General features: G+C 72.1%; 12 protein-coding genes and 1 pseudogene. 7 read left to right on the top strand and 6 right to left on the bottom strand.

The features are described from left to right. Positions 1-102: 102 nt before the first annotated feature. Both AB0B48_RS09390 and AB0B48_RS09385 read left to right on the top strand, forming a co-directional pair. Positions 103-927 (top strand): annotated as a pseudogene (locus AB0B48_RS09390) (adenylosuccinate synthetase); the annotation flags it as partial. Between the two features lie 72 nt (positions 928-999). After that, a complete protein-coding gene (locus AB0B48_RS09385) occupies positions 1,000-1,620 on the top strand; it encodes a DedA family protein (protein WP_357198313.1) in 621 nt (206 codons plus the stop codon). 12 nt (positions 1,621-1,632) lie between these two features. On the opposite strand, the gene AB0B48_RS09380 is transcribed toward AB0B48_RS09385, so the two are convergent. Both AB0B48_RS09380 and AB0B48_RS09375 read right to left on the bottom strand, forming a co-directional pair. Beyond that, positions 1,633-2,274 (bottom strand): response regulator transcription factor, encoded by a 642-nt coding sequence (locus tag AB0B48_RS09380; RefSeq protein ID WP_357198310.1) that lies wholly within the window; start codon positions 2,272-2,274, stop codon positions 1,633-1,635. After that, a complete protein-coding gene (locus tag AB0B48_RS09375) occupies positions 2,271-3,422 on the bottom strand; it encodes a histidine kinase (protein WP_357198307.1) in 1,152 nt (383 codons plus the stop codon). The genes AB0B48_RS09380 and AB0B48_RS09375 overlap by 4 nt, the downstream gene beginning before the upstream one ends. Before the next feature lie 167 nt (positions 3,423-3,589). On the opposite strand from AB0B48_RS09375, the gene AB0B48_RS09370 reads away from it, so the two are divergent. Then, entirely contained in the window at positions 3,590-4,258 is a 669-nt protein-coding gene (locus AB0B48_RS09370; protein WP_357198316.1) for a DedA family protein, read from the top strand. Here the strand turns inward: AB0B48_RS09370 and AB0B48_RS09365 are convergent. Continuing rightward, on the bottom strand, positions 4,233-4,871 hold the full coding sequence (locus tag AB0B48_RS09365; protein ID WP_355004694.1) for a TetR/AcrR family transcriptional regulator: 639 nt from the start codon (positions 4,869-4,871) through the stop codon (positions 4,233-4,235). The genes AB0B48_RS09370 and AB0B48_RS09365 overlap by 26 nt on opposite strands. A 67-nt stretch (positions 4,872-4,938) precedes the next feature. Between AB0B48_RS09365 and AB0B48_RS09360 the strand changes: the two genes are divergently transcribed. The 3 genes from AB0B48_RS09360 (at position 4,939) to AB0B48_RS09350 (ending at position 8,363) form a co-directional block, all read left to right on the top strand. Further along, entirely contained in the window at positions 4,939-5,391 is a 453-nt protein-coding gene (locus tag AB0B48_RS09360; protein ID WP_357198303.1) for an SCP2 sterol-binding domain-containing protein, read from the top strand. Between the two features lies 1 nt (position 5,392). After that, entirely contained in the window at positions 5,393-6,607 is a 1,215-nt protein-coding gene (locus tag AB0B48_RS09355) for an acyl-CoA dehydrogenase family protein (RefSeq protein WP_355004692.1), read from the top strand. Positions 6,608-6,800: 193 nt separating this feature from the next. After that, complete coding sequence (locus tag AB0B48_RS09350) at positions 6,801-8,363, top strand: AMP-binding protein (protein WP_357198298.1); 1,563 nt, start codon at positions 6,801-6,803, stop codon at positions 8,361-8,363. A 52-nt stretch (positions 8,364-8,415) separates the two neighbouring features. On the opposite strand, the gene purD is transcribed toward AB0B48_RS09350, so the two are convergent. The 3 genes from purD to AB0B48_RS09335 all read right to left on the bottom strand — a co-directional run bounded on the left by purD (position 8,416) and on the right by AB0B48_RS09335 (position 12,141). Next, positions 8,416-9,666, bottom strand: coding sequence for a phosphoribosylamine--glycine ligase (purD, locus tag AB0B48_RS09345; RefSeq protein WP_357198295.1), 1,251 nt, complete (start codon positions 9,664-9,666; stop codon positions 8,416-8,418). A gap of 83 nt (positions 9,667-9,749) precedes the next feature. After that, positions 9,750-10,685 (bottom strand): type IV toxin-antitoxin system AbiEi family antitoxin domain-containing protein, encoded by a 936-nt coding sequence (locus tag AB0B48_RS09340; protein ID WP_357198292.1) that lies wholly within the window; start codon positions 10,683-10,685, stop codon positions 9,750-9,752. Between the two features lie 166 nt (positions 10,686-10,851). Beyond that, the gene (locus AB0B48_RS09335) at positions 10,852-12,141 is read right to left on the bottom strand and encodes an adenylosuccinate synthase (protein WP_355004689.1); all 1,290 of its coding nucleotides are present in this window, start codon (positions 12,139-12,141) and stop codon (positions 10,852-10,854) included. A 127-nt stretch (positions 12,142-12,268) separates the two neighbouring features. Here AB0B48_RS09335 and AB0B48_RS09330 point away from each other — a divergent pair, with 127 nt between their 5' ends. Continuing rightward, the gene (locus tag AB0B48_RS09330) at positions 12,269-13,303 is read left to right on the top strand and encodes a diacylglycerol kinase family protein (protein WP_357198289.1); all 1,035 of its coding nucleotides are present in this window, start codon (positions 12,269-12,271) and stop codon (positions 13,301-13,303) included. Positions 13,304-13,342 lie beyond the last annotated feature (39 nt).

The following is a 13,342-nucleotide window of genomic DNA, read 5'->3' as shown; positions in this document are numbered from 1 at the left end:
GGCCCCCCCCCCGGCGGCCCCCCGCCCCGCCCCCCGGGGGGGGGCCCGGGCGGGGCGGGGGGGGGGGGGGGGGGGGGGGCGCCGGCCGCGCCCCCCCCCCCCCACCCCGACGACGCGCCCCGGGTCGCCGACTGCCACCACCCGGCACTGCTGCGCCGCAGGCTGACCATCCTGCGGGATCGACTGACCGCCGAGCTGGGCCCGTTGGACGCGCCACCGATCGAGGACTGCCTGCCCGCGTACACGGGGTTCGCCGACCGGGTCGCCATCGTCGACAGCAGTTGGCTCGCCGGCGCGCTGCGCACCGGGACCTGCGTGTTCGAGGGCGCGCAGGGGGTGCTGCTCGACGAGTGGCACGGCTTCCACCCGTACACCACCTGGAGCACCACGACGTTCGCCAACGTCGACAGCCTGCTCGCCGAGGCGGGCCGACCCGGCGAGGTGACCCGGATCGGGGTGCTCCGCGTCGTCACCACCCGGCACGGGCACGGCCCGCTGGTGACCGAGGACCCCAGCCTGCCGTTCGCCGACGCGCACAACGCCACGAACCCGTGGCAGGGCCGGTTCCGGTTCGGCCACTTCGACGCGGTCGCCCACCAGTACGCCCTCGCCGCGGCCGGCGGCGTCGACGGCCTGGCCCTGACCCACCTCGACCTGACCGGCCCCGACCTGCGGATCTGCCGCCGCTACGACACCACCGACCGGCTCACCCCGGGCCCGCCCGGTGACCTGGACCGGCAGGCCGCGCTCACCGCCCGCCTGCTGCGCTCCCGCCCGGTGTACGACGACCCACCGGCGGACTGGGCCGAGGCGGTACGCGCGGAGTTGGGCACACCGGTGGTGCTGACCTCGCACGGCCCCACCGCCGACGACAAGATCCAGTGCGGCCCACTGCTGGCCCCACCGGCCCTGGTCCGCGCCAACTGACAACTCGGGGCCGAGGGCCTGTGATCCGGCGACTCGCCCACCGGGCAGGTCGCGCCCGGCAAGCATGGGGGAATGGACGCCCTCCTCGACCTCCTCCGTGGGACGGTCACGTCGCCGTGGGTCTACCTGGTGATTCTCGGGCTCACCGCGGTCGACGCGTTCTTCCCCGCGGTGCCGGGCGAGGCGGCGGTGATCACCGCCGGGGTGCTCTCGGCGAGCGGCGGGCACCCCAGCCTGACCCTGGTGATCGTCAGCGCCGCCGTGGGCGCGCTGGTCGGCGACCACATCTCGTACGCCATCGGAAAGGGCGGAGGTGCCCGCCGGCTGGCCGGCCTGCCCGACGGCAGCCGCCGGCGGGCCAGCTCCGAATGGGCCCGGCGGGCGGTGGACCGACGCGGCGGGATGATCCTGACCACCAGCCGGTACGTGCCGGGCGGGCGGACCGCCGTCACACTCACCATGGGCGCGGTGGGCTATCCCCGCCGGTCATTCCTGCTGTACGACAGCATCGCGGCGATCACCTGGGCGCTGTACTGCGGGCTGCTCGGCTACTTCGGCGGGCTGGCCTTCGAACGTGACCCGGTGAAGGGCGTGCTGGTCGGGGTGGGGCTCTCGGTGGTGGTCACGTTCGGGCTGGAGGGGATCCGCTGGTTGCGCCGTCGAGCACACCGTCGCGCCGCCGCGCGACGGTGACGGACGCACCCGTCACAGCAGGTCGGCGTCGTACACCAGGATGGCCAGCTGCACCCGGTTGCCCGCGTGGAGTTTCGCGAGCGCCCGGCTGACGTGTGCCTTGACGGTGGCCTCGCTCATCGTGAGCCGCCGGGCGATCTCCGCGTTGCCGTGTCCGCGCGCCACCTCCCGGACGATCACCAGCTCCCGCTCGGTCAGCGGTGCGAGCCGCTCACGGGCCGCGTCCCGGCGGGCCGGACCACGCTCGGCGAACGAGCTGATCAGGCGCCGGGTCACCGTCGGGGCGAGCATCGCGTTCCCGGCGGCCACCGTGCGGACGGCGGCGGCCAACTCGCGGGGCGGGGTGTCCTTCAGCAGGAAGCCGACCGCGCCGGCCCGTAGCGCGCGGTGCACGTACTCGTCGAGGTCGAAGGTGGTCAGCATGATCACCTTCGGGCCGGCGGCGACCACGTCGGGCGCCACGGTCAGCCCGTCGACGCCCGGCATCCGCACGTCGAGCAGCACCACGTCGGGGCGTAACCGCTGGGCCTGCTCCAGCGCGCCGGCGCCGTCCGCTGCCTCACCGACGACAGTGATGTCCTCGGCCGCCTCAAGGATCAGCCGCAGCCCGGCCCGAACCAACTGCTCGTCGTCGACCACCACGACCCGGATCACGCCGCACCCACCAGCGGGATCAGGGCCCGGACCAGGAAGCCGCCGTCCACGGGAGCTGCCTCCAACCGGCCGCCGAGCAGCTCCACCCGCTCGCGCAGCCCGAGCAGCCCCTGCCCGGCACCCGGCAACGCCGACCCGCTCTCGGACGGGCCGTTTCGGACCAGCACCTCCAGCCCGTCGGGCAGGTAGCGCAGGCAGACGGTCGTCTCGGCGTCGGCCGCGTGCTTGCGAACGTTGGTCAGCGCCTCACGGACCACCCGGTACGCGGTACGCCCCAGCGTCGCCGGAAGTGCAGTCGGCACGCCCTCGTCCTGCCGGGACACCCGCAGCCCGGCGGCACGGGACTCCCCGATCAACTCGTCCAACGTGTCGAGCCCCCGCTCCGGTGTCACGGCCGGGTCGGCCTGGCGCAGCACACCGAGCACCTCGCGCAGGTCGGTGAGCGCCTGCCGGCCGGTCGTCCGGATCAGCGCGGCGGCCTCGACGGTGGCCGGGTCCGCGGCGGTCACCTCCAGCGCCCCCGCGTGCACCACCATCAACGAGACCCGGTGTGCCACCACGTCGTGCATCTCCCGGGCGATCCGGGTCCGCTCCTCGGCACGGACCCGGTCGGCGCGGGCCTCCTGCTCGCGTTCCAGCCGCTCGGCCCGGTCCCGGAGAGCGGCGAGCGTGTCCTGACGGGCCCGCACCCAGAGACCGAAGATCAACGGAAGCCCCACCAGGCCGGCGGCGAGCAGCAGCACGTTGCCGGTGCTGGCGGTGGTGATCCGGCGTACGCCACCCACCGCCAGCCCGACCAGCACCCCGCCGGTCAGCACCCCCGCCGCACCGGCGAGGTACCCGGCGAGTTGGCGACCTCGCAACCGCAGACCCGCCTGGTACGAGGCCAGCACCCCGGCCGCCGCCGCGGCGAGCACCAACCAGCCGACCGCCGCGGCCAGGAACAACGGCCAGCGGCGGGTCCGGACCGTGCCGGCGGCCCACGCCGAGCCCAGTGCGATCAGCAGCACGACCAGGCTCGGCAGCGGCGAGCGGACCCCGATGTCACCGGTCGCGCTGGCCCACACGGCTGCGGCGACCAGGACGGCGAGCAGCGGCGGGGCGTACCGATGGACGACCCGCCGGAGGGCGACGGCGCTGGAGGCCACGCAGCGAGCCTAGGGCCCAGCCGACGCATCCGGCCGCCCCGCAGCGTCGTACCCGGGTGAGGTGGGGGATGACCCCGATGCACAGTCCGGGCCGGCCGCTACCTAAGTAGTGCCGCCCACCTGACCACTGGCCGATGTCGGGAGCCGCCGCCCCGACCAGCATCAGGATCATGAATCTGCTCGACCTGCTGCACGACACGATGTCCTCGCCCTGGGTGTACCTGGCGATCTTCGCGATTGCGGTGCTCGACGGCTTCTTCCCGGTGGTGCCGAGCGAGACGGCGGTGATCACCGCAGGGGTGTTCGCGGCCTCCGGAGCGCCGTACCTGCCGGCGGTGATCCTGGTGGCCGCAGCCGGGGCGCTGGTCGGGGACCACGTCTCGTACGCCATCGGGCGGGGTGGCGGCACCCGGCTGCTCGACCGGCTGCCGCCCGACGGCCGACGCCGGGCCGCCATCGACCGGGCCCGTCGGGGGATCGCCACCCGGGGCGGCTTGATCCTCACCGTGGCCCGCTACATCCCGGGCGGCCGGACCGCCGTCACCCTCACCATGGGTGCGGTGCGCTATCCCCGGCGACGGTTCCTGGCCTTCGACGCGCTGGCCGCCAGCTCGTGGGGGCTCTACTCCGCGCTGGTCGGATACGTCGGAGGGCTCGCCTTCGAGCAGGACCCGCTGCGTGGTCTCCTGCTCGGTCTGGGCCTCGCCCTGACGGTGACGGTGGTCGTCGAGGTGGTCCGTTGGCTCCGCAACCGCCGCCGTACGGCGCGGGCCGGCGAGCCGGGCACCGACGCTCTTCCCGCCGGGGCCGTCAGACGGCCGGCGGACGCCAGGTGACGCCGTGCAGCAGTTGGGCGGCGCCGAGCCAGGCCACGTTCATCATCCGGGTGGCCGTCTTCTCCGGGTCGGCGTCCGGGTGGTCCGCGAGCCAGTCGGCCAACGACTCGGTCGCGCCGACCAGGGCGTACGCGACGACCTCCAGGTCGATGGCGGCGATCTCGCGGCCCTCGGCGCGCAGCGCGTGGTCGAGCATTCCGGCGACCACCTCGACCAGCCGGGCCCGCATGGTGGCCAACTCGCCGGCGAACGGCTGTTCGCCCCGGGCCTGCCGGTAGAGCACCGCCCAGCCGTCCCGGTACGCGCCGACGAAGCCGAAGAACGCCCTCAGCCCGCGCCAGAGCCGCTCGTCGGCCGGCAGGTCGGGGGCCGCCGCCCCGGCGATGGCCTGCATCATCCGGGTGCCTTCCCGGTGCAGGCAGGCGACGAAGAGCTCCTCCTTGGTGCCGAGGTACGCGTACACCATGGGTTTGGAGATGCCGGCGTCCTCGGCGATCTCGTCCATGCTGGCGGCGTGGAAGCCACGTCGGGAGAAGACCTTGACGGCCGCGTCGAGCATCTGCTGCTCGCGGACGGCGCGAGGCAGGCGCTTGAAGGCGGGGACGCTGGACACCTTGCGAGCATACCTACTCGTGCGTAGGGTTACGCGCGAGTAGCCAATCTTCCGGAAGGCGCACCTGATGACTGACTTCGACCCGGCCACCTTCGCCAACGTGGGCCCCAAGGAGTTCGCCCAGCTGGTCAAGTCCACCCCGGACGACAAGATCGCCCAGGTGATGTCCGGCGACATGCGCGACAAGGTCCTGGGCGAGGTGTTCGGCCGGATGCCGTCGCTGTTCCGCGCGGACCGGGCCGGCTCCACCAACGCGGTCATCCACTGGATCATCACCGGTCGCCCCGACGGCGGCAGCGACACCTACGAGGTGGTCATCGCCGACGGCACCTGCGTCGTGAACTCGACCCCGCAGCACGACCCGAAGCTCAGCCTCACCATGGGCCCGGTCGAGTTCCTGAAGATCGTCTCCGGTGGTGCCAACCCGGTGATGATGTTCATGACCGGCAAGTTGAAGGCGAAGGGCGACCTCGGCCTCGCCGCCAACATCGCCAACCTGTTCGACATCCCCAAGGCCTGACATGGCTGAGTTCTCGCTCGACCTGAACGAGGAACAGCGGGATCTACGCGACTGGGTGCACGGCTTCGCCGCCGAGGTCGTGCGCCCGGCCGCCGCCGAGTGGGACGAACGCGAGGACACCCCGTGGCCGGTGATCCAGGAAGCCGCCAAGGTCGGCCTCTACGGCTTCGAGTTCCTCGCCACCTGCTGGGCCGACCCGACCGGGCTCTCCCTTCCGATCGCCAGCGAGGAACTCTTCTGGGGTGACGCCGGCATCGGTATGAGCATCTTCGGCACCTCGCTCGCCGTCGCCGCCATCTACGGCGCCGGCACCCCGGACCAGATGGTCGAGTGGGTGCCGCAGTGCTTCGGCGACGTCGACTCGCCGACCGTCGCCGCCTTCTGCACCAGCGAGCCGGAAGCCGGCTCCGACGTCGGCGCGATGCGCACCCGGGCCGTCTACGACGAGGCCACCGACGAGTGGGTGCTCACCGGCCAGAAGGCGTACGCCACGAACGGCGGCATCGCCGGAGTGCACGTGGTCACCGCCTCCGTCGACCCCGCGCTCGGCTCCCGGGGTCAGGCGGCGTTCGTCGTACCGCCCGGCACCCCCGGCCTGGCCGCCACCCGCAAGCTGCGCAAACTCGGCCTCCGCGCGTCACACACCGCCGACGTCTTCCTCGACGGGGTACGCGTACCCGGCCGCTGTCTCCTCGGCGGACGAGACGCCCTGCTGCAACGCCTCGACCGTGCCCGCTCCGGTCAGCGGTCCACCGGGCAGGCAGCGATGCGCACGTTCGAGCTGTCCCGACCCACAGTCGGCGCCCAGGCGCTCGGCGTGGCCCGGGCCGCCTACGAATACTCCCTCGACTACGCGAAGGACCGCGTCCAGTTCGGGCGCCCGATCATCGAGAACCAGGCGGTCGCGTTCGCGTTGGCCGACATGCGGATGGAGATCGACGCCGCGCGGCTGCTGGTCTGGCGGGCCTCGTGGATGGGCCGCAACAACCGCCCGTTCACAGCGGGCGAAGGATCGATGTCCAAGCTCAAGGCCGGCGAGGTGGCCGTGTCGGTCACCGAGAAGGCAGTGCAACTACTCGGCGGAGCCGGCTTCCTGCGTGACCACCCGGTCGAGCGCTGGTACCGGGACGCCAAGATCTACACCATCTTCGAGGGCACCTCGGAAATCCAACGACTGGTCATCTCCCGGGCGATCTCCGGGATGCAGATCCGCTGACCGCCGTCGGCCCAGCCCTTCCTCGAGGGGCGGGCCGACGGCGGCCCGGACTCCACGATCTGTGCCGTCTTTGTCACCCCACGCCGACGCGAACTGGGCCTTCAGCCGCGCCCAGTGCATGATCAAGGAAAGAAGCCCTGATGGAGGGGCGGGCCGACGCCCGTCCGCGCACCACCCCGAGGAGGTCTGCGGCATGGACCTGCCGTTCGTCGTCACCACGCTGACCCGTCGCGGGCTGCTCACCCCCGGCAGCCCGATCCGGGTCGCGTCGCAGCTCAACGCGTTGCGCACGTGGGGGTGGAGCCTGGCAGGCGAGCTACGCCAGGCAGCCGCCCGGGACCCGGGCCGGCCCGCCGTCATCGACGAGGACGGCGTCGAGCTGACCTACCACGACCTGCTCGACCGGGCCGAACGGATGGCCCGCTCGATGCGGGCCGGGCTCGGCGTACAGGCCGGCGACCGGATCGGCGTGCTCTGCCGCAACCACAGCGGACTGATCGAGACGATCGTCGCCGCCACCCTGCTCGGCGTCGACGCGGTACTGGTCAACACCGGGCTCAGCGCCGCCCAGCTGGGCACCGTCGCCGAGGAGCAGCGACTGCGGCTCCTCGTGCACGACGACGAGTTCGCCGATCGGGTCCTCGGCCTCCCCGCCGAGCTGCACCGGCTAGACGAACGCGCCCGCGAGGAACTCGTGGCCGGGGCACTGCCCGGTGACCTGCAACCACCCGAGCGCGACGGCCGGATCATCGTCCTCACCTCCGGCACCACCGGCACACCCAAGGGCGCCCGGCGGCCGACACCCAGCGGCTTCGGCCCACTGGTGTCCATCATCGACCGCATCCCCCTGCACGCCCGGAACCGGGTGATGATCGCCGCACCGATCTTCCACACCTGGGGATTCGCCGCCCTCCAGGTCTGCCTGGCACTACGGGCCACCATCGTGCTGCACCGCCGCTTCGACCCGTCCGCCACGCTCGCCGCCCTGACCACGCACCGCTGCGACGCGCTCTTCGCCGTACCGGTGATGGTGCAACGGCTGCTGGAGGTGCCCCCGCCGGACCCGCGCCCCCAGCTCACTGTCGTCGCAGTCAGCGGCTCCGCCCTGCCCGGCGGACTGGCCCCGAAGTTCATGGACGTCTACGGAGACGTCCTCTACAACCTCTACGGGTCCACCGAGGTCTCCTGGGCCTCCATCGCCGGCCCGCAGGACCTGCGTCAGGCACCCACCACCGCTGGTCGTCCCCCGCACGGCACCCGACTGGAACTGCTCGACGACGACGGCCAACCCGTACCGGACGGACGGGTCGGGCGGATCTTCGTCGGCAACGAGATGCTCTTCGAGGGCTACACCTCAGGTGCCAGCCGGGAAACCCACGACGGGCTGCTCGACACCGGCGACCTCGGCCGGCTCAACGCCGACGGGCTGCTCTTCGTCGACGGCCGGGCCGACGACATGATCGTCTCTGGCGGCGAGAACGTCTTCCCGTCCGAGGTGGAGGACCTGCTCGCGCAACTGCCACAGGTCCGCGAGGCGGCAGTGATCGGCGTGCCCGACCCCGAGTACGGCCAGCGCCTCTCCGCGTTCCTCGCCCTGCACCCCGGCGAGACCCTCGACCCCGAGGCGGTCCGCGAGTACGTCCGGCACTTCCTCGCCCGGTTCAGCGTCCCCCGGGACGTGATCCTCGTGAAGTACCTACCCCGCAACGCCACCGGCAAGGTGCTCACCCGAGAGCTGCGCCGCTACTACGGCTGACGGCGGCGCTGCCGACGGTTGCCTGGATGTCACTGCCGGGGGTTGCCCGAGTTCAGCCGGGAATCGTGATCCGATCCTCGATCGCGGCGGTGGCGATGTCGGTGCGGTGCTGCGACCCGGCCAGCTCCACGCCGTCCACCAGCGCGTACGCGGCGTCCCGCGCGGCTGCCAGATCGGCGCCGGTGGCCGTACCGCAGAGGACCCGGCCGCCGGCGGAGAGCAACGCGCCGTCGCTGGCCCGGCGGGCGGTGCCCGCGTGGATGATGCCCGGTCGGTCCGCACCGGTGATCACGTCGCCGGTACGCGGCGCTGCCGGATAACCCGCCGAGGCGAGCACCACCGTCACGGCGCTGCCGTCCCGCCACCGCAGCGGCGGGTGCTCAGCCAACGAGCCGGTGGCCGCCGCGTGCAGCAGCCCGCCCAGCGGAGTCTCCAGCAGCGCGAGCACCACCTGGGTCTCCGGGTCGCCGAAGCGCGCATTGAACTCGATCACCCGAGGGCCGGCGGCGGTGATCGCGAGCCCGACGTACAGCAGGCCGGAGAACGGGGTGCCCCGGCGACGCATCTCCGCGAGCGTCGGGTGGACCACATCGCGCATCACGTCGTCGACCAGACCGGACGGCGCCCAGGCCAGCGGCGCGTACGCCCCCATGCCACCGGTGTTCGGCCCGGTGTCGCCGTCGCCGAGCCGCTTGAAGTCCTGTGCCGGCACCAACGGCAGCGCCGCCTCGCCGTCGGTGACCACGAAGAGGCTGACCTCCGGGCCGTCGAGGAACTCCTCGACCACGACACGTCCGCATTCGTTGGCGTGCGCCAACGCGGCGGCCCGGTCGTCGGTCACCACCACGCCCTTGCCGGCGGCCAGCCCGTCGTCCTTCACCACGTACGGCGCGCCGAACTCGTCAAGCGCCCGGGCGGTGCTCTCCTCGTCCGCGCAGACGTACGCGCGGGCGGTCGGCACGCCGGCGGCGGTCATCACGTCCTTGGCGAACGCCTTGGAGCCCTCCAGTTGCGCGGCCGCACCGGATGGACCGAACACGGCGATGCCCTTGGCGCGTACCGCATCGGCGACCCCGGCGACCAGTGGAGCCTCGGGCCCGACCACCACCAGGTCAGCCGCAACATCCACGGCCAACGCCGCCACCGCGGCCGGATCTGTCGCAGTGACCGCTCGCAGCTCAGCCACGCCCGCGATCCCCGGATTACCCGGCGCCGCGACAACCGCAGAAACCTGCGGATCCGCCACCAACCCGAGCGCAAGCGCGTGCTCGCGCCCGCCACCACCCACCAAGAGAACCCGCACGCCCGAGATCCTACTGTCCCCCCTTACCCCACCGTTGATCATGAAGTTATTGCCCTCCGCCGCGGCGTGTCGTGGCAACAACTTCATGATCGACGGTGTCGGGCAGCGGCGATTGCTTGGCGGACCGTGTGCGGGATGTAGGTGGGGTGGAGGGTGTCCTGCCAGGTGAATCGGAGGACGGTCCAGCCGGCGTTGACGAGACGGTTCTGGCGACGGCGATCGGCGTAGACGGCCTCCGGGGCACCGTGAGGACCGCGGCCGTCGGCCTCGGCGATGACGCGAGGGCCACGCCAGCCGAGATCCCCGATCCCCAACAGGTAGCCGTCCTCATCGCGTACCTCAAGTTGCAGTGCGTCCGGTGGCACTTTCCCGTCCACGCAGCGCAGCCGGGTCCGCGTCTCCAACGGGGACTGCGCACGCCCATCGACCTCGCTGAGGTAGCCACGCGCCACGACCGCACCGCGTCGTCCTCGAACGAGGCGCGGAATGGCGAGCAGATCATCGGTGGTTACGAGCCGACGATTCAGTGCCGAATCCAGCACACTCACCGCCGAAAGACGATCAACCCGAAGGCTCACGTCGGCAAGGGTCCGCAGCGGTTCCGTGGCGGTGATTCCGTTCACCCGGACAAGTTGGTCGGGCTGAATGACCAACTGATGGACCACCACCTCCGGGTGGGCAAGCCGGGCCGGCCTGGCGATCGGGCCTGGCACCGACAGGTCGATCACGTCGGTGGCCCGCAGACCGGCCAGCCCGTGCAGCTCCGCAGCCGTTGCGAGCACAGCGGCTGCGGCTGGCCCGAAGGAGGCCACCGCAGCTCTGATCCGCGCCGCTCGAGGAACGCCGTCGTACCGGTCAGCGTCCACCAGGTAGGCGCCACGCGCCACGACCCGCCAGCGTCCAGCCCGACAAAGCCGCTGCACCTCATGCGTCGTCAGGCCAGCCGCACGTGCCTGCCTGAGCGTTACAACTCCGTCCCGCACGGCCGCAACCTGCCGCACCACATCCAAGGCATCCACCCGGCCACCCTGGCCCAACCCGAAACCCGAAACATCCCCCTGTGGACAACCCCTCCACCCCTGTGGACAACCAGGCTCTCAGAACTGGTTGATCATGAAGTTATTGCCTCGACACGCCGACGGTGATGGCAATAACTTCATGATCAACACGAAGGTGAGGGTGGGGTTAGGGGAGGAGGGGGTGGAGGACCACGTTTTCTTCTCGGCCTGGGCCTACGCCTACGACGCTCACCCTCGTGTTGCAGAGTTCTTCGACCCTCGCGATGTAGCGGCGGGCGTTCTCCGGGAGGTCGTCGATGGTGCGTGCCTTGGTGATGTCCTCCCACCAGCCATCGAGTTCCTCGAAGACGGGCTTTGCGTGGTGGAAGTCCGTCTGGCTCATCGGCATGTCGTCGACCCGGACGCCATTGATCTCGTAGCCGACGCAGATCGGCACCTTGGGCAGGCCGGTGAGCACGTCCAGCTTGGTGATGACCAGGTCGGTGACGCCGTTGAGGCGGCAGGCGTACCGGGCGACGACCGCGTCGAACCAGCCGCACCGGCGCTCCCGCCCGGTGGTGGTGCCGTACTCAGCGCCGATCTTGCGCAGGTGGTCGCCGTTGGCGTCGAACAGCTCGGTCGGGAACGGCCCGGCACCCACCCGGGTGGTGTACGCCTTGCTCACCGCGATGACCTTGTTGATCGCGGTCGGCGGGATGCCCGCGCCCACGCAGGCGCCACCGGCGGTCGGGTTGGACGAGGTCACGAAGGGGTAGGTGCCGTGGTCCATGTCGAGCATGGTGGCCTGGGCGCCTTCCAGCAGCACCGTCTCGCCCCGGTCCAGGGCGTCCCAGAGCATCGCCCGGGTCTCCGCGATGTACGGCTTGAGCCGCTCCGCGTACGCCAGGTACTCCTCGACTGTCGCGTCGACGTCGATCGCCTTGCGGTTGTAGACCTTGAAGAGGATCTGGTTCTTCTCGCGCAGCGCGAGTTCCAGTTTCTTGCGCAGGATGCCCGGGTCGAGCAGGTCCTGGAGGCGGATGCCGATCCGGGCGACCTTGTCGCCGTACGCCGGGCCGATGCCGCGGCCGGTGGTGCCGATCCGGGACGAGCCGAGGTAGCGCTCGATGACCCGGTCCAGCGCCCGGTGGTGCGGCATGATCAGGTGAGCGTCACCGGAGATCCGCAGGCGGGACACGTCGACGCCGCGCTCCGCCAGGCCGTCGATCTCGGCGAGCAGCACCTTCGGGTCGACCACCACACCGTTGCCGATGACGATCATCGCGTTCGGTGAGAGCGCGCCGGACGGCATCAGGTGCAGCGCGTACTTCTGGCCGTCCGGGGTGATCACCGTGTGCCCGGCGTTGTTGCCGCCGGAGTAGCGCACGACGTAGTCGACCCGCTCACCCAGCAGGTCGGTAACCTTGCCCTTGCCCTCGTCGCCCCACTGAGCGCCGATGAGCACGATCGCTGGCATCTTTTCCGCCTCCAGAAGGCTCGGGTGCCAGGTGGCGACCGCTCGGCGAGCCCGGGGTGTCAGGTTAACAAGTAGTGACGGCGTGGCCGGCAGGGGTCGCGTCGAGAGGCAGCAGGAGGCTCCTTCCGTGTACGACGTGGTGCTGCTCACCCTTGGTTCGGAGCGGGACGCTCCCGGGGGCTGCGGCAGCGGCGGGGCCTGCTGCGGCGGCGCGACCGGGGCCGACACCGGCCCGACGAGCCAGGCCGCCACCGGCAGCGGCCAGACCGACACCGGGCAGTGCGCGACGGAGCGGCCGCGGGTGCCCGTGCTGGCGTGCGCCGACGCGCTGAACGCCCGGGGCGCCCGGGTGGAGACGGTCACCGCCCGCTCCGACGCCGAGATCGACGCGGTGCTGGCCCGGTTCGACGGCCCAGCCCGCCCGGACGGCCTCACCTGGCCGGACCCGGACAGCAAGACCCGGCTGGTCATCGCCACGGCGAGCGACGGGCAGTTGCGCGCCGTGCTGCGCCGGCTGGTCAAGCGGTACGCCCCGGCGCCGAGCAAGCGCCCGGCGGACCTGCCCGGCAACCGGACCCTGCCCGACCTGCCGCCGGTGGCCGTACTCCCGCTCGACCCGGCCCGTGGCGGCACCCACCGGGACCTGGCCGCGCAGCTCGGGCTGCCCCGTGACCCGGCGGCGGTGGCCGCTGCGGTGCTGGACGGCACACCGCGCCGGTTGGATCTGCTCCGCAACGACGGTGGCTCGGTGACCCTGGACGGCGCGCTCCTCGGCGCAGCCGACGACGCCGGCCGGCCGCTGCACTGGCGCGCCCGGGTGGAGGTCGACGACACCATCCTCACCGACGGTTCGGAACCGCTGCTGGCCTGCGCGGTGGGGAACGCCGGCGGGTACGCGACGCTCAACGACGTGACGCTGCTGACCGCACCGGACCCGGCCGACGGCCAGGTCGAGGTCGCGGTGGCCGTGCCGGTGGTCGTCCGCTCGGCGTGGGGGCGCAAGCGGGTACGCCTCGAAGTTCGGCGGGCCCGTGGGCGGGCGGTGTCGGTGCTGCCCAGGGAGGGCAGGGTGCCGTACCTCGACGATGGCGTCGAGAGCGAGCTGACCCGTAAGCGTTCCTGGTGGGTCGAGCCGGGCGCCTGGGCGGTCTGGTCGATCTGACCTCGGCCCCGACCGCCCGACCTGCCTGAGCCGATCGGC

The sequence above is a fragment of the Micromonospora sp. NPDC049089 genome, from assembly GCF_040648775.1.
Lineage (GTDB): Bacteria > Actinomycetota > Actinomycetes > Mycobacteriales > Micromonosporaceae > Micromonospora.
This window is presented reverse-complemented; position numbering and strand designations above follow the sequence as displayed.